The 20,608-nt window shown below is 56.7% G+C and carries 21 protein-coding genes and 1 tRNA gene; 13 read left to right on the top strand and 9 right to left on the bottom strand.

Annotation, left to right across the window (positions count from 1 at the left end):
- Nucleotides 1-51 precede the first annotated feature (51 nt).
- Both ACR0M3_RS17895 and ACR0M3_RS17890 read left to right on the top strand, forming a co-directional pair.
- A complete protein-coding gene (locus ACR0M3_RS17895) occupies nt 52-918 on the top strand; it encodes a hypothetical protein (RefSeq protein WP_480911936.1) in 867 nt (288 codons plus the stop codon).
- Nucleotides 908-1,516, top strand: coding sequence for a hypothetical protein (locus tag ACR0M3_RS17890; RefSeq protein WP_480911934.1), 609 nt, complete (start codon nt 908-910; stop codon nt 1,514-1,516). The genes ACR0M3_RS17895 and ACR0M3_RS17890 overlap by 11 nt, the downstream gene beginning before the upstream one ends.
- Before the next feature lie 585 nt (nt 1,517-2,101).
- Here ACR0M3_RS17890 and ACR0M3_RS17885 read toward each other — a convergent pair.
- From ACR0M3_RS17885 to ACR0M3_RS17870, 4 genes are all read right to left on the bottom strand, one after another.
- Nucleotides 2,102-2,178 (bottom strand) — tRNA-Arg (locus ACR0M3_RS17885).
- A gap of 64 nt (nt 2,179-2,242) precedes the next feature.
- Nucleotides 2,243-3,625 (bottom strand): ATP-binding protein, encoded by a 1,383-nt coding sequence (locus tag ACR0M3_RS17880; protein ID WP_480484751.1) that lies wholly within the window; start codon nt 3,623-3,625, stop codon nt 2,243-2,245.
- An 18-nt stretch (nt 3,626-3,643) separates the two neighbouring features.
- Nucleotides 3,644-5,062, bottom strand: a complete 1,419-nt coding sequence (locus ACR0M3_RS17875; protein WP_480911931.1) for a dihydrolipoyl dehydrogenase family protein — start codon at nt 5,060-5,062, stop codon at nt 3,644-3,646.
- A gap of 3 nt (nt 5,063-5,065) precedes the next feature.
- Nucleotides 5,066-5,824 carry a TVP38/TMEM64 family protein gene (locus ACR0M3_RS17870; RefSeq protein ID WP_267366121.1) on the bottom strand — a complete coding sequence of 253 codons (759 nt, stop codon included), beginning with the start codon at nt 5,822-5,824 and terminating at the stop codon, nt 5,066-5,068.
- Between the two features lie 269 nt (nt 5,825-6,093).
- Here ACR0M3_RS17870 and rpmH point away from each other — a divergent pair, with 269 nt between their 5' ends.
- The 3 genes from rpmH to yidD are packed head-to-tail and all read left to right on the top strand — an operon-like array spanning nt 6,094 to nt 6,910.
- On the top strand, nt 6,094-6,228 hold the full coding sequence (gene rpmH / locus ACR0M3_RS17865; RefSeq protein ID WP_005980833.1) for a 50S ribosomal protein L34: 135 nt from the start codon (nt 6,094-6,096) through the stop codon (nt 6,226-6,228).
- Nucleotides 6,229-6,254: 26 nt separating this feature from the next.
- Entirely contained in the window at nt 6,255-6,680 is a 426-nt protein-coding gene (gene rnpA, locus ACR0M3_RS17860) for a ribonuclease P protein component (RefSeq protein ID WP_209598858.1), read from the top strand.
- Complete coding sequence (gene yidD, locus ACR0M3_RS17855; RefSeq protein ID WP_480484753.1) at nt 6,677-6,910, top strand: membrane protein insertion efficiency factor YidD; 234 nt, start codon at nt 6,677-6,679, stop codon at nt 6,908-6,910. The genes rnpA and yidD overlap by 4 nt, the downstream gene beginning before the upstream one ends.
- On the opposite strand, the gene ACR0M3_RS17850 is transcribed toward yidD, so the two are convergent.
- The gene (locus tag ACR0M3_RS17850) at nt 6,907-7,842 is read right to left on the bottom strand and encodes an alpha/beta fold hydrolase (RefSeq protein ID WP_480911928.1); all 936 of its coding nucleotides are present in this window, start codon (nt 7,840-7,842) and stop codon (nt 6,907-6,909) included. The two genes, yidD and ACR0M3_RS17850, sit on opposite strands and share 4 nt — an antisense overlap.
- A gap of 114 nt (nt 7,843-7,956) precedes the next feature.
- On the opposite strand from ACR0M3_RS17850, the gene ttcA reads away from it, so the two are divergent.
- From ttcA to ACR0M3_RS17810, 8 genes are all read left to right on the top strand, one after another.
- Nucleotides 7,957-8,850, top strand: coding sequence for a tRNA 2-thiocytidine(32) synthetase TtcA (ttcA, locus tag ACR0M3_RS17845; protein WP_480901041.1), 894 nt, complete (start codon nt 7,957-7,959; stop codon nt 8,848-8,850).
- Between the two features lie 44 nt (nt 8,851-8,894).
- The gene (locus ACR0M3_RS17840; protein WP_480911926.1) at nt 8,895-10,451 is read left to right on the top strand and encodes a putative bifunctional diguanylate cyclase/phosphodiesterase; all 1,557 of its coding nucleotides are present in this window, start codon (nt 8,895-8,897) and stop codon (nt 10,449-10,451) included.
- A gap of 126 nt (nt 10,452-10,577) precedes the next feature.
- A complete protein-coding gene (gene yidC, locus ACR0M3_RS17835; RefSeq protein WP_480911925.1) occupies nt 10,578-12,407 on the top strand; it encodes a membrane protein insertase YidC in 1,830 nt (609 codons plus the stop codon).
- Nucleotides 12,404-13,141: an MOSC domain-containing protein gene (locus ACR0M3_RS17830; RefSeq protein ID WP_480484758.1), complete on the top strand. Its 738-nt coding sequence runs from the start codon at nt 12,404-12,406 to the stop codon at nt 13,139-13,141. The genes yidC and ACR0M3_RS17830 overlap by 4 nt, the downstream gene beginning before the upstream one ends.
- A complete protein-coding gene (yihA, locus tag ACR0M3_RS17825) occupies nt 13,138-13,791 on the top strand; it encodes a ribosome biogenesis GTP-binding protein YihA/YsxC (protein WP_480484759.1) in 654 nt (217 codons plus the stop codon). The genes ACR0M3_RS17830 and yihA overlap by 4 nt, the downstream gene beginning before the upstream one ends.
- Before the next feature lie 60 nt (nt 13,792-13,851).
- Nucleotides 13,852-14,715, top strand: a complete 864-nt coding sequence (gene argB, locus ACR0M3_RS17820; RefSeq protein WP_209505885.1) for an acetylglutamate kinase — start codon at nt 13,852-13,854, stop codon at nt 14,713-14,715.
- Between the two features lie 22 nt (nt 14,716-14,737).
- Nucleotides 14,738-15,424: a ferredoxin gene (locus ACR0M3_RS17815; protein ID WP_480911923.1), complete on the top strand. Its 687-nt coding sequence runs from the start codon at nt 14,738-14,740 to the stop codon at nt 15,422-15,424.
- Entirely contained in the window at nt 15,421-15,918 is a 498-nt protein-coding gene (locus ACR0M3_RS17810; RefSeq protein ID WP_480911921.1) for a SixA phosphatase family protein, read from the top strand. The genes ACR0M3_RS17815 and ACR0M3_RS17810 overlap by 4 nt, the downstream gene beginning before the upstream one ends.
- 44 nt (nt 15,919-15,962) lie before the next feature.
- On the opposite strand, the gene ACR0M3_RS17805 is transcribed toward ACR0M3_RS17810, so the two are convergent.
- The 4 genes from ACR0M3_RS17805 to ACR0M3_RS17790 all read right to left on the bottom strand — a co-directional run bounded on the left by ACR0M3_RS17805 (nt 15,963) and on the right by ACR0M3_RS17790 (nt 20,486).
- A complete protein-coding gene (locus tag ACR0M3_RS17805; RefSeq protein WP_480484762.1) occupies nt 15,963-16,754 on the bottom strand; it encodes an amino acid ABC transporter ATP-binding protein in 792 nt (263 codons plus the stop codon).
- 12 nt (nt 16,755-16,766) lie between these two features.
- Nucleotides 16,767-18,071 (bottom strand): amino acid ABC transporter permease, encoded by a 1,305-nt coding sequence (locus ACR0M3_RS17800; RefSeq protein WP_480547313.1) that lies wholly within the window; start codon nt 18,069-18,071, stop codon nt 16,767-16,769.
- Between the two features lies 1 nt (nt 18,072).
- Nucleotides 18,073-19,341 (bottom strand): amino acid ABC transporter permease, encoded by a 1,269-nt coding sequence (locus ACR0M3_RS17795; RefSeq protein WP_480474035.1) that lies wholly within the window; start codon nt 19,339-19,341, stop codon nt 18,073-18,075.
- 128 nt (nt 19,342-19,469) lie between these two features.
- Complete coding sequence (locus ACR0M3_RS17790; protein WP_480474036.1) at nt 19,470-20,486, bottom strand: amino acid ABC transporter substrate-binding protein; 1,017 nt, start codon at nt 20,484-20,486, stop codon at nt 19,470-19,472.
- Between the last annotated feature and the right edge of the window lie 122 nt (nt 20,487-20,608).

The following is a 20,608-nucleotide window of genomic DNA, read 5'->3' as shown; positions in this document are numbered from 1 at the left end:
AAATTCGTCCGTCCGTTTCAGTCCCATAGTTCGTCTCCTTTGCTGCAATAAATGCTATCAAAGGAGCGGCAGCAAACCGCGACACGTCCAATTTTCGATTTTCTCAACGATGGCATCAAGATATCTAGGGCTCATAGCCGTGAGTATGCTGGGCGAACTTTTTCTCAGCTACCCGAAGACGTCAAAAATGAATTCCTCACTTATGAGGTAGGCTGCGATGTTCTTAACTCCGCGCCGTTGAGTGAGTTGCTCGATATCTTTGCTCGAATTAATCGCTACACGGTGAAACTCAATGCGCAAGAAATGCGAAACGCGACATACAGTGGTTTCTTCAAGTCAGCCGCGTATGAGCTAGGATATCACTTTGTGGATCATTGGCTGAATACCAAGATTCTCACCAAGACAAATGTCAACCGGATGTCTGAGGCGGAGTTGGCGTCTGATCTGCTCGGCTGCTTCTTGGTCCAAATGCAATCGTCAAAAGCAATCGATGCAACCTATAAGACCTTTGAGGATGAAGAGGGATTGATTCCAGAAGCATCATCGAGACTCAAGAATGCAATAAATTTTGTAGCGTCAGTCTACGATGAGGATGAACTGAAGGCGTCAAGTTGGCGAAGTAAACACATGTACTTCACATTAGTCTGTTGCATCGGGCACATTCGCAAACCGTTCGACAACTTACCCGCAACGAAACTAACACCCGAAGCTTTAGAAAATAAGGAAAAGTTGAAATCCCTGTTAAATGTCATCGCCGCTGACTACGCGACCTATAGTCCTCAACCCAAAAGGGCTTCCGCTCCAGAGTACCTTCGTGACTTCATCCGAGCCTCTACTCTCGCTACCACCGATACCCAAGCGAGAATTGTAAGGGCAAAGTATATCCTATCAGTGCTCGAGGACAGCCTTGTCAATTGAACATGAGTTGAAGGTTTTCGAGGAAGACTGTTCCCTCCTATCAGACTTTATTTCAGACCTTGCCAGCACTCCTCCAGACGAGATCGAAAATACGCATTTGTTTCTCGCAGAAGCAGTGACGTTTCGCTTGTATCGAAACTATGAGCGGCTCATCCGCGCCGTGTTTCTAGACTATTGTGTGAACACAACAACGCCGAAGGCGAAAGAAGTCAAAAGCAAGCTCAAATGTAGCGACTGGGATACCGCCGAAGAAATACTAAAGTCCGGAAACAAGTTTTTGGACTGGGGCAACGTGCAATCAGTGCGAGCAATATCCAACTTAGTTTTTGAGAATGGGTTTCCTGTGGTCGATCTCATCGGCCCAGTTGCTTCTACACTGACTGACTTGCAGCGATTTAGAAACTTTATTGCCCATAGTAGCAAAGAGGCCGAAACCGGCTTTAAGAAATCCATCCCTCAATACATAAAAGTTGGGCATGACGAACCTACGTCAGTCGGAGAACTGGCGATCTACAGAAGGGCTGCTCTTTCCGACATTACTCTTCGTATCGTTTATGGCAAGGTGGTAGCGCTTTCAGAAATCTACAAGGATTTGTAACGCGCGAACGAAGGTCGAGAACCTGCGCAAAACGGACTCGTAGGGCTGTCTAGGCTGCATGTGCGGCGAATGACGGCTTGGTGGCCGTCTATTACTTTTTGAATTTTGACAGAAGGGCTCAATCGCAAATGGCGGCAGGCCCTCTACCTCACCACTTTCTTTTCGTGGGCCAGCGGGATTTGGACAAGCCAAACGCCCTGGCCGTCAGGGTGAGGGCGCAGCCCTCCCCCTCGGGCAACCCCATTAGACAGGGCCGTGTCCTCGGCTGTGCCTGCGGGCCGCACCACCCCTGTCGAATAGCATTGCCTCGCCCCCTCCCGCGTTCGCCACGTGGCAGATTAGCAGGAACAGGCAGCTTCGCTGTCTGACCTACAAATCAGCTCTGATTTTCCGAAAGGGAAGTCAGATCAAACCACACTATCTGCGGGAATACGAAATGGCGGCGGCGTGTTAGCTGATGACACAAAGGTCAAATTCAACTGATGTCCAACATTGGGGGCGCCTTCTGATGTCGAACGTTCGCTGCTTTTCTGGTCCAACTATGAAGGTTGGGTCAGGTTCATGTGACGTTCAACAGGAAACCAGTGGCGGACCGAGGAGGATTCGAACCCCCGACCCCTTGATTCGTAGTCAAGTACTCTATCCAGCTGAGCTATCGGTCCGCGTTGGTGAGGCGCTGTTTAGACCTGTGGTCAAAGACGTGCAAGCCGATTCTTCAAAAAAAAATCAAAAAGTCATGTCTCCACGCGGAAGCCTGATTTCAAAGATCGTTCCATCGGGTCCGGTCTCCTTCAGTGTCAGGTTACCGCCATGCCCGCGCACCAGTTCCTGTGAGATTGCAAGGCCCAGGCCAGAGCCTCCTTTGCGGACCCCACCCTGAAACGGTGTGAACAGGTTTTCACGTGCTTTTGGCGGAAGACCCGGCCCGGTGTCGCGAATTTCAAGACACCAGGCATCCTGATATTCACACCCGACGATGGTGATGTGACCCGGCTTACCCGAGGCTTCCAACGCCTGTCTTGCGTTACGCACGAGGTTCATGATGACACGAAACAACTGCTCGGGGTCGGCGCGGGCGATCAGATCTTCCGGCACTTCGTTCACGATCTCGACGCAGCCCCCTGCGACCGCCAGCTGTTCGCTGGTGGCGACATCAGCCGCAATTGTCCGCAGGGGCACCATCGTCAAGGTGGGCGCAGGTTCTTCTGCACGGCCGAATGCCAATGTGCTTTCACACAGCGATACAGCACGGGTGATCGAATTCACCAACTTCGGAGCCATTCGCCGGACCAGCGGGTCATCACTGGATTCGATCCTGTCCGTGAACAGCTGCGCCGATGTCAGAATGTTGCGCAGGTCATGGCTGACCTTTGCAACCGCCCCACCCAGTTGCGCCAACCGCTCGCGCTGTTTGAGAGCCTGCGTCAGTTCCGTTTGCAGCATCTTCAGCGCTTCTTCCGCCTCGCGCAATTCTGTCACTCTGGAATTCGGAGAGATGATGCCGCGCGCATCTTCGGGTGCGCTGGCATAGCGCTGCATATATCCAACCACGCTTTTGATGGGCCGGACAAGAACCACGCGCACCGCAAGGAACAGTAAGGACGCCGTGATGATCGAGATGACAAAGGACAGCCCCAGAATGCGCAGGCCGTAATCAACCATCGCCATACGGAGGGGAGCGCTGTCGATGGTGACCTCGATCAGCAGTCCCGCGCCCTTGACCGGCTCGCCAATGATACGAATGACTTCATTTTCAGGTATGAATATCCGGCTCACCGCATCCCGGATCAAAATCCATGGACCGGCATCCCGTAGATCAAATGTTTTGGTGATTGCCTCTGGAATCGGAGACGACAGCATGAGTTGGCGGACTTCATCCCGACGCAACACAACGTTGTAGACACCGGCATTCGCCAGCAATTCCGCCTCAAGATCTTCGGCCAGCATATCATCTGCCAACAAAGCCAGCGATGCGATCTGAGCGCGTTCCAGACGGTTCAGTAGGAAATCCTCGCGGAACCGGGCTATCGACGGGACAAAGATCAGGATTTCGGCCAACATAACGAAGACCGTCGTCAGGATCAGAAATCGGCCCGACAGCGAGTTCAATTTACGCTCCTTTACAGGTCAGGGAATCCAACGCTGAACAAACCTGACCACACGTTTAACTGTCTGATTCTCAAACAGCCTTGGAGAGAAATAAGCGCCAGCAACGCGTTTGTTAAGCTCTCCGATTGTCGGATAGGGTGAAACCATAGCAGCGATCTGTCCCATCTTCAGATTATTGGCCAAAGCCAGCGACCACATGTTTATCAACTCGCCCGCCTGATGGCCCACAATCGTGGCGCCGACGGGCCTGCCCTTCACCACCATGACCTTTATGAACCCTTTGGTTTTGCGCTCGGCCAAAGCGCGGTCATTGTGGTGAAAATCAAAGCGCGCAACCTCCAGCCTGTCGCCATGCCGGTCGCGGGCCTGAGCTTCGGTCAGACCTACCTGTGCCAGTTCAGGATCGGTGAACGTTGCCCACGGGATATGCGCCGTTTTCGCCCTGGAGGGCAGGCCGAACAAGGCGGATCGAATGATGATACCCGCATGATACCCGGCAACGTGGGTGAATTGCAGCCCCCCCACGACATCGCCGATCGCATAGACCCGGCGGTTTGACGTCCGCAAGCTGTCATCCGTCTTGATTCCGGTTCTGGTGCGGTCAATTCCCGCCGCAGTCAGGTTCAGACGCTCGATATTGGCTTTGCGCCCTGCGGCGATCAAAAGGTGAGAGCCCCGGTGAATATCGCCGTTCTCGGTCACGACCTCCACAACGCCATCCTTTCCGCGAATCTGGGCCACCACGGCGTTTTCGTGGATCACGACACCTTCACTGCGCAAAGCCTCCAGCACAATGGACGCGGCCTCGGGGTCGTCTTTGCCCAACGCCTTCTGCCCTTCAACGACTGTTACTTTACTGCCCAAACGGACATGAGCCTGCGCCATTTCCATACCCACCGGACCACCGCCAATGATCAGCAGGTGTTCCGGACGCTCGCGCAGGTCGAAGATGGTTTCGTTTGTTTGATAAGGTACAGTGTCCAGACCAGGGATTGGCGGAACCATTGGCGACGACCCGGTCGCAATCACGATCCGGCGCGCGGTGATGACATGATCTCCGGCCTGCACTTTGGTCGGGGAGATCAAGCTGCCATATTCGCGGATCACTTGGACACCCAAACCTTCGAAGCGCTCCTGGCTGTCCATCGGTTCGATCTGGGCAATCACATCCCGCACATGATCCTTCGCCGCCGCATAGTCGATCTGAGGGTTTACATCGGCCACGCCAAACGCGGCGGAATGCGCCTGACCAAAGGCCGCTTTGCCGCTTGCGATCAGCGCTTTCGACGGGACGCAGCCGAAGTTCAGGCAGTCGCCGCCCATCTTGTGCCCTTCCAGAAGGATCACCTTCGCACCCATCTGGCTGGCACCGGCCGCAACCGATAACCCACCGGACCCGGCCCCAATGACCAGGATATCTGTCTTGAGGTGTTGCATGGGTCAGGCGTCCTTTCCGCCACGCAGGGACTTGATGACAATCGGCAAAGCAGCCAGCACACACAAGCCGACAATGGGGCCAATGACGAAGGGTTCCCACAACAAAGATACGTCCGGTGTTTCGCCACGGTCGAACACACCGCCCAGCCCAACGCCGATCCAGGTGTAAACGATACCCCCCGGAATAATGCCCAGCGCCGTCGTGATCAGAAAATTGCGAAATTTGACGCCCACCAGCGCAGGCACCAGATTGGCCACAAAGAACGGCACAACCGGGACAAGCCGCAGCAGGAACAGCACCGAGATTTCGTTCTCGCGCAACCTGTCTTTCAGCTTCCCAATCGTCCCCTTTGAAGCATCCAGCCGGGCCGTCAAAGCATTGCCCAACCCCCAGCGGGCAGCCAAAAAGATGGCCGATGCGCCAATAGTGGCCGAAAATACATTGAACACCGTTCCGGCAAACAGTCCAAACAGGAACCCACCTGTCATCGAGGCGACAGCAGCCCCGGGCAGCGAAAACGCGACGATTACGATATAGACGGCAACGAACCCGGCCACCATGGCCCAATAGTTTGCGTCCCGCCACGCCAGCAACGCTTCGCGGTTGTCGCGCAGGGTTTCGAAAGTCAGGTAATCACCCAGCGTGAAAAACCCCACCGCGGCGACACCGAGAATCACCAGCAAGGGGATATGACGCGCCAACCCGTTTCGTGGAGCGTGGCTTGTTTCGGACATCTGGCCTTCCGGTTCTTCTTGCTTCATCTTACGCCCAACATGCGCTGCTTGCGCTTTTGGCAACAGGGGGTTCACGGGGCCTTGATCTATGTGGCCGCGAACGTGACAGTTTCAGACGATAATCGACCGATTTGAAATCTTTTCTGCATCCGGTTTACAGAATTGTTGCAAAAGCCGCGAAAACCGGACCGTTGGGGTTTGACTTACACTTCGCTTGGCAGTAGAGGACGGGCTTCGAACACTAGGGCCAGGCGAATCCGCGCCGCACCCGACCGCTATAGATTGGAGACGGAGCGATGAAACGCACCTATCAGCCTTCGAACCTGGTTCGCAAACGCCGCCACGGTTTCCGCGCGCGCATGGCCACCAAAGCCGGCCGCAAGATCCTGAACGCACGCCGCGCCCGCGGCCGCAAATCGCTGAGCGCGTAAAACCGCCCACCGATCAGGGTATGAACATGACGCCGCCGGAGGCCCCTGAGGATGGTAAGAACCACCCCGGGAATACGCCCCCGGCGGCTTCTGTTTGTCTACCCACATCCCTGACGATCCTGAAAAAAAGAGCCGATTTCCTGAAAGCCGCCCGCGCGCGCAGGCAGGGAACGTCTTCGATGATGGTGCAGGCCCGCAGACGCGCTCCGGATGAAGCGGTGGGGCTGCGCGTTGGCTTTACCTGCTCAAAGAAAGTCGGCAATGCCGTGGCCCGCAATCGTGCCAAGCGCCGCCTGAGAGAAGTCGCACGGGCCGTCTTGCCTGTGTATGGTCTTGAAGGTTGGGACTATGTGCTGATCGGGCGGGCTGATGTAACCGCCGATCTTCCTTATGACGTCCTGCTGAGCGACTTGCGGTATGCGCTTCGCAAAGTGCATGCGGATCGCAAATGACCTTTCTGTCCCATATCGTCGCCCTGCCCGTTCGCGCGTACCGGCTGATTTTCAGCCCCTGGGTTGGTTTCAACTGCCGCTATCAGCCCACATGCTCGGCCTATGCACTGGAAGCATTGGAAAAACATGGCGCGATCCGGGGATCGTGGCTGGCTGCACACCGGATATGCCGATGCCACCCCTGGGGCGGTGACGGTTACGATCCGGTGCCCGACAATTCCGACCCTTAAATCAACGCCAGGTTGCCGCGGTCGGTGAAGCTGCGGGTCGGAATGACCTCTCGGTCCAGTTTCCCCATCAACGTATGGTGCAAGTCTTCGAAAAACCGAGGCGAATCAAAATACCAATTGTGTGTCGCCGAAGGCCCATCCCCGTATTCATCGCGGGTATTCTTGAAATGGGACCCGCAATACAGATTGACCGCTTTCTCAGGCCGGTCGTTTGGCATTCCGACACGGCCCAGTCGGCGCGATACTCCGACACGCTTGACCTCTGAAATCGACAAAACCTCGTCAAAGGGGCTGTAATAGCATGTCAGCCTGGTACAACGTCGCATCAGAGAGGACGTCTTGGAACTGCCGTCACGGAACGATTTCGCGGATACATCCGCCGCGACAAACGCGATCTGGCTGGTCATCCAGCTGTGTTGCGCGGTTTCATGGTCGTCATCGGCATAATCCATGGCTTCGCGCACCAAGAACGTGCCCATGGAATGCGCCAGAACATGGACGTTATACCGGCAATCCGCGGTCTGCATCCTGGACAGCCGCGTGATCCCGTGGCTGAACAATTTTTCTGCCGCACGCCGCGCGTCAGCCCGGTCAACGTTATAGCCCAGAACCGATCCATCGCTTGGCCAATCATAGCTGATGACCACACCGTTAAAGCCATGCGCCTCAAGACCGGTGCGTATTTTGCGGTGACGTTCCAGCATCTGATATTGCTCGGTATTGAACCCGTGCACGAAGACGACAATATGCCCATTCACGGTAGCCGTCGCCCCGGCTTCGGCCTGAAGCCGGCTTATCCATTGAGACTGCGGTATTTCATGCTGCCGTGCCGGTTGCCCGACATTTCCCGGAATAGCCAGATATCGCGCGGCACCCATCTTGTTTGAATAGTGATCGCCGCTGCGGGCGCGGACCGAAAAGAAGTAGTCCATAATATACCTCCTGAAAAATACGCGCAGGGTAACACGGGTGCAACTACGCTCCAAACGCGGTTGATCCTGCTTCTACGCCTTGCCCGGGCCTTCGGTCCGCTGTAACCACGGCGCATGTTTGATGATGCAGACGATATCCACCCGCTGTTTGCCGGCGCGCCCTCGACAACCGAGTTCAAGAAGCTGCGCAAACGCATTGTGCGCCAGACCCGTGAAGCGATCGAGCAATACGGGATGGTGGCTCCGTCCGCCCACGACAAGGATGGCAAGCCGCCCCGCTGGCTGGTCTGTCTTTCCGGTGGCAAGGACAGCTATACATTGCTGGCTGTTCTCTACGAGCTCAAATGGCGGGGCCTGTTGCCTGTCGATCTGCTGGCCTGCAATCTGGATCAGGGCCAGCCGGGCTTTCCGGCCACGGTCCTGCCCGAGTTTCTGGGTCGAATGGACGTACCGCATCGGGTCGAATATCAGGACACATATTCCGTTGTGATGGACAAGGTTCCGCAGGGCCGGACCTATTGCGCCCTGTGTTCCCGTTTGCGCCGTGGCAACCTCTATCGCATCGCGCGCGAGGAGGGATGCTCGGCGGTCGTCCTGGGGCATCACCGCGACGATATCCTTGAGACGTTTTTCATGAACCTGTTCCACGGCGGCCGCCTGGCCACGATGCCGCCAAAACTGGTGAATGAAGAAGGCGATCTTTTTGTATTCCGCCCGCTCGCCCATGTCGCCGAAGCCGATTGCGAGAAATTTGCAAAGGCGATGCAATACCCGATCATTCCCTGTGACCTGTGCGGCAGTCAGGATGGGTTGCAGCGCCAGCAGGTCAAACAGATTCTGGATCAATGGGAAAAGAACAGCCCGGGTCGGCGACAGGTTATGTTCCGAGCGTTAACAAATGCGCGGCCATCGCACCTTCTGGATGGAAAGCTATTTGATTTCATTAACCTTTCGCTAAATTCCAACGAAAATTCCGGGAATTTGGAAGAGATTCCGCTTCTGCGTTAACGACTGACTCAGACTGGTTTCATAGGCTTTGCCTTGTGCAGATCATGCCCAAGGCCAGAAAGCTGATGCGGAACCATCCCCTTACCGACCGTTTTGTCCATTCGTTGAAAACCGTTCTGGGCGGCCCAGCCGCGCTGGCCTTTGTTCCGGCGCTTTGTCTGAGTGCATTCTGGATTGGGGGTGAACAGGCCCTGGTTGCACTGGCCCTGGTTTTGCCTCTGATCGTCGCAGGCATCAATGCGTTCGCAGCCAATCCGTCGCGTAAGGGGCTTTGGCGTCCAGGCGGTCTGCTGTCAAAGGACCAGTTTGAAGCAGTTTTGGAGAAGGTATTTGCCGACGCCCGCCTGAAGGGGGAAAACTCGGCCTGTTTCGCGGTGGTTCTGGATGACTTTACGCAATTGCTTGATCTGCACGGACAGGCGGCGGCAAACCACGTTGCACAGCAATTCTGCTCGCGCGTTTTGTCCATGATCCGCTCAAATGATTGCGCAACCCGGATGGGTGGAAACAGGATGATGGTTGTTCTGCATCCGGCACGGCAACTGGATTTGGAAGCTTGTATTCAGATGTCGGGCCGTATGCAAAACGCCGTAGAAGATCCCATCATGCTGAATGGCACCGGCGTGTATATGTCCTGTTCCATCGGCTTTTGCCTGAGCAGCAATATCACTGACGGCTCTGCAATCGATTGGCAGGAGGCCGCAAATAACGCCCTTTTGGAGGCACAACAAAACGGGCCATCCACGATTCGCGCATTTTCCTCTCAGACGCGCAGACGGGCACAGGTCAGGATCAACTTGCGCAAAGAATTCGAAGCGGCGCTGGACAGCGGTGAGATCCGTCCATGGTTTCAACCCCAGATCTCAACCGATACCGGGCGTATCAGCGGGTTTGAGGCTCTGGCCCGCTGGGAACATCCGAAAAAAGGGGTTCTTGCCCCCAATGTGTTCCTGCCCTTTGCCGAACAGGCCGAACTGATGGACCGGTTGGGTCAGGCCATGCGGCATCATTCCTTTTCCGCAATGCGCGACTGGGATCGGTCCATGCTGTCGGTGCCGCGCATCGGGATCAACTTTTCATCTGACGAACTGCGCAATCCGGGCCTGATCGACCGTCTGAAATGGGAACTGGATCAATTCGATCTGACCCCTGACAGGTTGGCGGTCGAGGTGTTGGAGACCGTGTTCTCCAGACGGCCCGACGATGTCATCACCCGCAACGTCACCGGGCTTGCCGCAATGGGGTGCTGTATTGATCTGGACGATTTCGGGACAGGACATGCCTCGATCGGTTCTATCAAACGGTTCAACGTATCGCGCATCAAGATCGACAAGTCATTTGTTGCCAAAGCGGATCTGGACCCAAGCCAGCAACAGCTTGCCAGCGCCATTTTGATGATGGCAGAACGTTTGCATCTGGAAACTCTGGCCGAAGGTGTCGAAACGCCGGGTGAGCACGCTTTGATGGCCCAACTGGGTTGCGATCATGTTCAGGGGTTTGGCATCGGCAAGCCCATGCCATTCGAAAAAACCAAGGATTGGATCACGTCTTACCGCAACAAGGTCGACGGTGTTCCCAAAATCGGGCGGAAAACGCGGTAGGGAACCGGAAATCGCGACAAAGAAGACCCCTCCGTGACGAAATGACGGGCGATTCCGCTTGACCTTTGGGTCTGCACTCTGTTGAACCCTGCGGGTGTCTTTCACTGCTCAAGGTGGCTGTCCCCGATGGACGATCAGAACAAGAACCTTATCCTCGCAACCGCGCTCAGCTTTCTCGTGATCCTGGTCTGGTTCGTGCTGTTCCCCCCTCCGGAACAGACGACAACCCCGGATCAGGCTGAAGTAACCAGCGTCGAAGGCAGTGAGGTTCAGACGCCCAGTGCGGCCGACACCAGCACTGTCGGAGAGGCAACCGCGGTAGCTGCCGAAGCTGAGCCCGAGGCCGAAGCGCCCCGCATCAATATCGACACGCCCCGCCTGACCGGTAGCCTGTCCCTTGCTGGCGGTCGGATCGACGAGCTGTCATTGAAAGACTACAAGGTCTCGCTGGCCGAGGATTCTCCGATTGTCGAGTTGTTGTCGCCAGTCGGATCGCAATCCGCCTATTACGCCCTCTATGGCTGGGCTCCTGGCGCGGGCCTGACCGGTGCAGATGTTCCCGGACCAAATACCATCTGGACGCTTGAGCAGGGCGAAACCCTGGGTGTTGACACACCTGTGACGCTGGCCTGGGAAAACGGCAATGGACTGACGTTCCACCGCACCATCGCGGTCGACGAGAACTATATGTTCACGGTCACGCAATCTGTCGAAAACGCCACCGGGGTTGAAATAGGATTGGCACCTTATGGCATTCTTGCGCGCCACGGCATTGGCGAAGACGGGGACCTGCCGGACCTGAAGAACTTCTTCATTCTGCATGAGGGTGTGATCGGTATGGCCGACGGCACTCTGACCGAAGTGGATTATGGCGACGTTCGTGATTTCGATATCGACCCGGACGAGCGCGCTCAGGCCGAGGTGTTTCAGGTCAAGGAAAACGGCTGGATCGGGTTCACTGATCACTTCTGGATGACCACGCTGATCCCGGAACCCGGTTCTGCGTTCAAGGCGGCTGCCAAATACGACTCGCGTCGCAAGATTTACCAGACAGAAACGGTACTTCCGACGCTGACCGTAGCGCCGGGTGCGACCGAGCAGGTGACAACCCAGCTGTTTGCCGGCGCAAAAGAGTGGGAGACCATCCGCGAATACCAGGCTGACGGTGTGCAGAAATTCATCGACAGCATCGACTGGGGCTGGTTCTTCTTCCTGACCAAGCCAATTTTCTGGCTGCTACACAACATTCATGCGCTGATCGGCAATATGGGTTGGTCCATTATCGGCCTGACACTGATCATCAAGGCAATCCTGTTCCCGCTGGCCTTCAAGTCCTACGTCTCGATGGCGAAGATGAAGGAACTGCAACCGCAGATGGAAGCCCTGAAGGAAGCCGCGGGCGACGATCGTCAGAAGATGCAGCAGGGCATGATGGAGCTGTACAAGAAGGAAAAGGTGAACCCCGCTGCCGGTTGTTTGCCGATCCTGTTACAGATCCCGATCTTCTTTTCACTGTACAAGGTGATCTTCGTCACGATCGAACTGCGTCAGGCACCGTGGTTCGGCCCCTTCCAGGACCTGAGCGCACCTGACCCGACCTCGATCATGAACCTCTTTGGCTTGCTACCCTGGGCCGGCCCGCAGCCGGACACCCTGATGGCGCTTATCTTTATCGGTATTCTGCCGCTGCTGCTGGGAATCTCGATGTGGCTGCAACAGAAATTGAACCCGGCACCAACCGATGCCACACAAGCGATGATCTTCGCGTGGATGCCGTGGGTCTTCATGTTCATGCTGGGCGGTTTTGCCAGCGGTCTGGTCGTGTACTGGATTGCGAACAACACGATCACCTTTACCCAACAGTATCTGATCATGCGCAGTCAGGGCTATACGCCGGACGTGTTCGGAAACATCAAATCCGGATTTAAGCGATTGCCGAACACGGACAAGAAATGAGCGGAACAGTTTCAGGCCTTTGGCGTCACCCGATCAAAAGCCATGGGCGTGAAGCCCTGAGCCAGATTACCCTCAACCCCGGGCAGACCATGCCCGGGGATCGCGTTTGGGCCGTTGCCCATGAAGCGGCCAAGACCGACGGAACGGAATGGGCCCCGTGTGTGAATTTCAGTCGCGGTTCAAAAGCCCCCAAGCTTATGGCGATTTGGGCGAAACTGGACGGCGAGCAGGTCACGTTGCACCACCCGGACCGCCCGAATCTGAGCTTTCATCCTGACACAGAAGAATCGGTTTTCCTGGACTGGGTAAAACCGCTTATGCCCACGGATCGCGCTGCGTCCGCCCGAATTGTCCGGGTGCCCGGGCGCGGCATGACCGATACCGATTTCCCGTCAATCAGCCTGTGCAACATGGCGTCTCATCGCGCTGTTGAACAAAAGCTGGGCCAGTCTTTGTCTGCGGCGCGATGGCGCGGGAACATCTGGTTCGAAGGTCTGCCTGAGTGGGATGAATTCGACTGGCTGGGCCGAGACCTTCGCATTGGCGAAACCGTGCTCCGGGTTCGCGAGCGTATAGTCCGCTGTCTGGCCACCACCGCAAATCCGGAAACCGGCGAACGCGACGCGGATACTCTGGGCGCGCTGAACAGCTGGGATCATCAGGATTTCGGCGTCTATGCCGAGGTTGTTCAGGGTGGTGAAATCCGCCTGAATGATACCCTGGAGGTGTTATGACCACGCTTCCGTTTCCGCTGGCTGAAGAGCCGGATGACTTCGCAAAAGAACGCGGTCGCAAACTGTTTGCCGGCCCGTCTGAATTTGTCAAAGGCGTAGTCGCCATGACGGGCCTGCCCGCTCCTGACCGGCTGGAGGTTTGCTTTGCCGGTCGCTCGAATGTCGGCAAATCCAGCCTGATCAATGCGCTAACCGGAACAAAGGGTCTGGCGCGTGCCTCGAACACACCTGGCCGCACGCAAGAAATCAACTTTTTCACGCAAGGCCCGGACCTCTATCTGGTGGACCTGCCGGGCTATGGGTATGCCAATGCACCGGTTAACGTGGTTGAAAAATGGCAGAAGCTTCTCAAGCAATACCTGAGCGGCCGTCAGACACTGCGCCGTGCCTTTGTCCTGATCGATGCGCGCCACGGGGTAAAACCGGTCGACACTGAAATCATGAAGTTGCTGGATACCAGTGCCGTGACCTTTCAATGCGTTCTCACCAAGGCCGACAAGGTCAAGGCCAACGAGCGCGAGAGGGTTCTGGAACAAACCCGTGCGGCTTTGTCCAAACATCCTGCCGCATTCCCGGAAATCGTCCTGACTTCGTCCGAAAAAGGCGACGGGATTCCGACCCTGCGCTCGATCATTGCACATCTGGAATAGCTTCGCCCTTGGCAGCGCGGTGCAAAGGCCCTAACACGGACGGTCAGAGGGACCTTAGCAATGAAGACACGTGACATGAACCGGGACTGGATCGCCACCGCAGCAACCCTGAACAGCGCATTGCCCTATCTACAACGCTATGATGGGGCCATCGTCGTCATCAAGCTGGGCGGGCATGCCATGGGCAGCGACGAGGCTATGGAGAGCTTTGCGCGCGATGTCGTCTTGATGCGTCAGGTGGGCGTGAACCCGGTTGTTGTGCATGGTGGTGGTCCAATGATCAACGCAATGCTGGACAAGCTGGATATCAAGTCCGACTTTGTGAACGGCAAGCGCGTGACCGACACGGCAACCGTCGAGGTGGTCGAGATGGTTCTGTCTGGCCTGGTGAACAAGCGCATCGTTCAGGCAATCAATGGTCAGGGTGGTTCGGCCGTGGGTTTGTCGGGCAAAGATGCAAACCTGATGATCTGTGACCAGACGGATGCGTCGCTGGGTTATGTCGGCACCCCTTCCGAGATGAACCCGAAAATCCTGCATGATCTGTTCTCACATGATGTGATCCCGGTTATCGCCCCTCTGGGCGCGGGCCGTGAGGGCGAAACGTTCAACGTGAACGGCGATACGGCGGCCGGGGCGATAGCCTCGGCACTAAAAGCAGACCGCCTTCTGCTGCTGACAGATGTCTCGGGCGTCAAGAACGCGGCGGGCGATGTGGTGACCGAGCTGAAAGCCGGCCAGATCCGCGAGATGACCCGCGAAGGCACCATCGCAGGTGGCATGATCCCCAAGACCGAAACTGCCCTCGATGCCCTGCACAGCGGCGTTCGGGCCGTCGTGATACTTGACGGGCGCGCGCCCAATGCGGTTCTGCTTGAACTGTTCACGGAACATGGCGCCGGGTCGCTGATACGGCCAGACTGATCGCAGCAACAGCCGAGGAAAGATGACAGAGCTTGCGCAACCTTCCTCTGTTCCAGATGCGGAAACCTATGGCCGCGTAGAACATGCGGCGCGTCAGGCGGGGTTGATTGTCATGGGCGCGCTGCATCCCCATCGCGTGGCAGCCCGGCAACTCGACACAGGCACGCTGATCTTGCTGGGCGCGGGTTCTGATTTTTGGCCTGCTCTGAAAGCCTCGCCCGAATGGCGGGGGCCTGATCCAGTAGACCGCTGGTCAACCAGAGTCGTCGGCCAGATGGCACATACGTTCGGTGCACAGGCCTATTTCCCCTTTGGTGATCCACCCTATGTGCCTTTCATCGACTGGGCCCTGAAATCGGGACGCACCTTCAGCAGCCCGGTGGGGGCCTTGGTACATGACACGGTCGGCATGATGATCTCATATCGCGGCGCACTGCATTTCGCCCATGAGCTTACCATCCCTGAGGCGCCCGGCGTTTCCCCCTGTGACACCTGCGCCGCACCGTGCACGACGGCCTGCCCTGTCGGCGCGCTGAACGCGCAAAACTTCTATGACATCGCAGCCTGCCACAACCATCTTGATACCGCTAAGGGGCAGTCCTGCATGACGGGCGGCTGTCTGGCCCGCCTCGCTTGCCCGCTCAGCGCTGGCGCAGGGCGCGACCCCGAACAATCAGCCCATCATATGATGGCTTTTCACCCGTCATGACCCGCACCCTGATCCTGACGCGTCACGCCAAATCCAGCTGGGACAATCCGGGACTTGGCGACCATGAACGCCCCCTGAACAAGCGTGGGCGCAGGTCTGCCCCCGCCATTGGTGCATGGCTGCGCGATAACGGCTGGCTGCCGGAAGAAGTGCTAAGCTCGACGTCAACCCGCACCCGCGAGACATGGGCCCGGATGGGGTTAAAGGCCGATAAGGTCCGCTTTCACAAAGCGCTCTACCACGCCGACGCAGAAGACATGTTGCGTGAATTGGCAGGCGCTACGGAACCCGTTGTATTGATGCTGGGCCATAACCCCGGCATCGCCGAGTTCGCCAGCCGACTTGTGCGACAGTCGCCAGATCACATGCGCTTTTTAGACTATCCGACTTGTGCAACAACTGTGATGACATTTGACGCCGACAGTTGGTCGGACGTGCGCTGGCATACGGGCACCGTGCTGGGTTTCACCACCGCGCGTGAGTTGCTGGAATAGAAAAAGGCGGGGCAAAACCCCGCCTTTCCACCATCTTGAGCCGTTCAGTGTCCCAGAATCTGGCTGAGGAACAGTTTGGTCCGCTCACTTTGCGGGTTGTTGAAGAACTCTTCCGGTTCGTTCTGTTCCACGATCTGGCCCGCATCCATGAAGATCACGCGGTTGGCAACCTGACGGGCAAAGCCCATCTCGTGCGTCACGCACAGCATGGTCATGCCTTCCTCGGCCAGCTCGATCATGGTGTCGAGCACTTCTTTGATCATCTCGGGGTCCAACGCCGATGTCGGTTCATCGAACAACATGATCCGCGGCATCATGCACAGCGAGCGGGCAATTGCCACACGCTGCTGCTGACCACCCGAAAGCTGACCAGGATACTTGTCGGCCTGCTCGGGGATTTTCACCTTTTCAAGGAAATGCATCGCGCGCTCTTCGGCCTCTTTCTTAGGCGTCTTGCGCACCCAGATCGGGGCCAGCGTGCAGTTCTCCAAAATGGTCAGGTGCGGGAACAGGTTGAAGTGCTGGAACACCATGCCAACCTCGGACCGGATCTTGTCGATGTTCTTGAGGTCATTCGACAGCTCGGTCCCATCCACGATGATCGTGCCCTGCTGGTGTTCCTCCAGCGCGTTCAGGCAGCGGATCAGGGTAGATTTCCCTGACCCGGACGGACCCGCAATAACAATCCGCTCGCCCTGATTGACGGTCAGATTGATGTCGCGCAGCACGTGAAAGGAACCGTACCACTTGTTCATGTTGGTGATTTCGATGGCGACCTCGTCGCTCACCTGCATTTTGGAACGGTCGATTTCGCGGTCAATTGCAAGTTCAGACATGTGTTGAACTCCTTAACGGTGGCCAGTCTGAAGCTTGCGCTCCAGATACATGGAATAACGGGACATAGAGAAGCAGACGATGAAGAACAGGAACGCGATGAACGCGAACAGTTCCCAATAGATGCCGTTCCAGGCCGTGTCGGCGCGGATAGCAGATGCCAATCCGATCACGTCGAACAACCCGATAATCGACACCAGCGTCGTATCCTTGAAGATCCCGATGAATGTGCTCACGATGCCCGGAATTGAGATTTTCAGGGCTTGTGGCATGATGATCAGCCTTTGCGCCTGCCAGTAATTCAGGCCCAGACTGTCGGCGCCTTCGTACTGTCCTCGTGGCAGGGCAGCCAGACCACCCCGGATCACCTCGGCCATGTAGGCGGCCGAGAACAGGGTCATCATGATCATCACCCGCAGGATGATGTCAAAGTTGGTGCCCGGTGGCAGGAACAGGTTCAGAAGCAGCGACGCCACGAACAACAAGGTGATCAGCGGCACACCGCGAATGAACTCGATAAAGCCCACGCACAGGTATTTGACGATCAGCAGGTCCGACTGACGCCCTAGCGCCAGAACGATACCGATCGGAAGTGAGACACCAATGGCCACAACGCCCAGCAGGATCGCCAGCATGAAACCACCGAACTGACGGCTTTCAACAGCTTCGATGCCAATCGGCAGAACCGAGTCCATCGCGCCCGTGAAATAGCTGGATAGCACCAGCCACCAGATCACTGCGGCAACGACCGCACCGATCATACCCACCAGTTCACTCACCTGTTTGCTGAGAACCGAATACGCAAACCAACCGACGACAAACCCAAGCGCGGCCGAGATTGGCCCCCAGATGGTTCCGCCCCACATCAGGAACGGCATCAGGAACGGGTAGATTGCCGTGAAGATCAGCATCTTGGTTGGGACGCGGTCCGAATACAGAACCGGCGCCAATGCGACCAGCAACAGAACCAGCGCCAGGATCGGTCTCCAGTACAGATGGCTTGGATAGAAGCCGAACAGCAACTGTAACCAACGGTCATTGATAACCGCCCAGCAGGCGTGCCCATGGGTCGACCCCCAGGTGGCCATCATAATCTCGCGGCACTCGTTGAGAGAGTCGGCATTCCACACGGACTGGAAAATCCATGGCAGAACACCTGACAGCACGTAGTAGATCGCATAAAGCGAAACCACCGTCAGGATCGTGTTAAACCAACTTGAGAACAGGTTGTGCTTGACCCATCCCAGCGCACCGACCTCGGAAGCAGGCGGTGCCTGCTCGGGCAGCATTTCCGTGCGGACAAATGAAACATCACTCATATTACCGCTCCACCAGTTTTACACGGTTGTTGTACCAGTTCATCACCCCTGAGATGCTCAGCGAGATGGACAGATAGACCAGCATCAACAGCAGAACACATTCCAGCTCGCGACCGGTCTGGTTCATGGTGATGCCGCCAAGGGTCCCCGTGATGTCCATATATCCGACCGCGATCGCCAGTGACGAGTTCTTGGTCAGGTTCAGATAGTTCGAGATCATGGGCGGAATGATCACCCGCAATGCCTGCGGCAGGATCACAAGGCGCATGGTCCGGCCCGGGCGCAGACCCAGCGCCGATGCGGCTTCGGTTTGGCCTTTTGAGATGGCCAGGATACCCGCACGAACGATCTCGGCGATGAAGGCCGCCGTGTAAAGCGACAAGGCCAGCCACAGCGCGATCAACGAGTTACGCAAATGTGTGCCGCCGGTAAAGTTGAAGCCTTTCAGCTCAGGGAAACCAAGGTGAAACCCCAGGATGGTGAGAAGGACAATCATCGGCACAAACAGAATACCCAGTTGGATGTGCCAGATAGTCGGACGATCACCGGATGCCTCTTGCTTGGCTTGTGCCCAGGCGGACACCTTACGCATCGCAAAGATGCTGCCACCAAGCACGATCAGAATGGCGATCAGGTCCAGCGAGATATCGAACCGCAGGCTCGACGCACCGAAGATGTGTATATCACCCAGGCTGCGCGAGAACAGGAACTCCGGGATATAGACCCCGCGATTGGTCACCGCGACAGAATCGAACAGATTCATCGTGGCTTCTGGGTTTTCTCCGCGGAACGCCCTTGGTGCTGGCAGGCTTTCGATCAGAATGGCCATGGCCAGAACGATCCACAGCAGCACAGGTACGTTGCGGAACATCTCGACATAGACGGTCATGATCCGCGCAACCAGCCAGTTGTTGGACAGGCGCAGAACACCAACCAAAACACCGACTATCGTTGCTGTGATACAACCAAGAACCGCCACAACCAGCGTGTTCAGCAAGCCGATAAAGGCCGCGCGCAAGTGACTGTCGCGCGAATCGTATTCAAGCAAGCGCTGGTTGATATCGTAACTGGCCGGTTCTGCGAAAAAGCCGAACTCAACCGGTTTTCCAAGCGCTTCGAGGTTTTGGATGGTATTGGAGATGATCCAGGCTGCCAGAAGCATAAAACCAATCATTGCAATGACCTGGATGGTCGCAGATCGGTACCGCGTATCATAAAGGAGCATGGACAGCCGGAACTGCTCCTTCGGCGGGTCAGTGAGAGTCGTCATGACCTATGTATATCCCCGTGCATCCCGTAAATATGTCGGCAGAGTTGATCCCTGCTCAAAACCGTACGGGCGTGATTCTTATGGATGGAAAAAGGGCGCAGGTTGCCCTGCGCCCTTCTCCGTCGATATTAGCGGAACGGCGGCGAGTACAGCAGGCCGCCTTCGGTCCACTGTGCGTTCAGGCCGCGTGCCAGACCAATCGGGGTTTCTTCACCGATGTTCTTGGCAAACACTTCGCCATAGTTGCCGCCGGCTTTGATCGCCTTGGCTGCCCAGTCAGCGTTCAGACCCAGCATCTCGCCCAGGGTGCCTTCGGTACCCAGCAGGCGGTTGATTTCGGGGTTTTCGGTGCCAGCGGCCAGTTCATCGATATTGGCCGAGGTTACGCCCAGTTCTTCAGCCGAGATCAGCGCGTTCAGAGTCCAGCGCACAACGTCGCCCCACTCGTGGTCGCCGTGACGGACCAGCGGGCCCAGCGGCTCTTTCGAGATGATTTCAGGCAGCAGGATGTGATCACCGGGGTTTTCGAATGTGGCGCGGGTTGCCGCCAGACCCGAAGCGTCGGTGGTGTAAACGTCACATGCGCCAGCCAGGTACTGCTGCTGTGCTTCGGCGTTGGTTTCGATCGGAACCGGTTCGTAGCTGATGTTGTTCGAACGGAAGAAGTCCGCCAGGTTCAGCTCGGTTGTGGTGCCGGTCTGGATACAAACGGTTGCGCCGTCCAGTTCCTTGGCCGAGCTTACGCCCAGTGCCTTGGGAACCATAAAGCCCTGACCGTCATAGTAGTTCACACCGGTGAATTCGAACTTCAGGTCGACGTCGCGGCTGAAGGTCCAGGTGGTGTTCCGCGCCAGCATGTCGATCTCGCCCGAGGCCAGAGCGGTAAAACGTGTCTTACCGGTGGTCGGAACGAATTCTACCGCGCTTGCATCGCCCAGAACAGCAGCAGCAACGGCACGGCACAGAGATACGTCAAAGCCCTGCCATTCGCCATTGGCGTCAGGAGCAGCAAAGCCAACCAGACCGGTGGTCACACCACAGTTCAGCTTGCCGCGCGCTTTAACGTCGTCAACGGTCCCTGCTACGGCTGCGCCAGCAGCAAGACCGGCAATCGTTGCCGCGCCCAAGATTACGGATTTTTTCATTTTTACCTCTTCCTGATTTCCCGCCCCATCAGAGGCGGCTCTGCCCGGCAAGTGGATGCCGGATAGGTTACTCCAAAGGTGTCTCCCCTTTAGTGGCACTGAGTTTGGGCGTATTCATAAAC

This window comes from Ruegeria sp. O5 (assembly GCF_056535105.1).
Note: the sequence above shows the minus strand (reverse complement) of the source record. Positions and strands in the feature narration are given on the sequence as shown.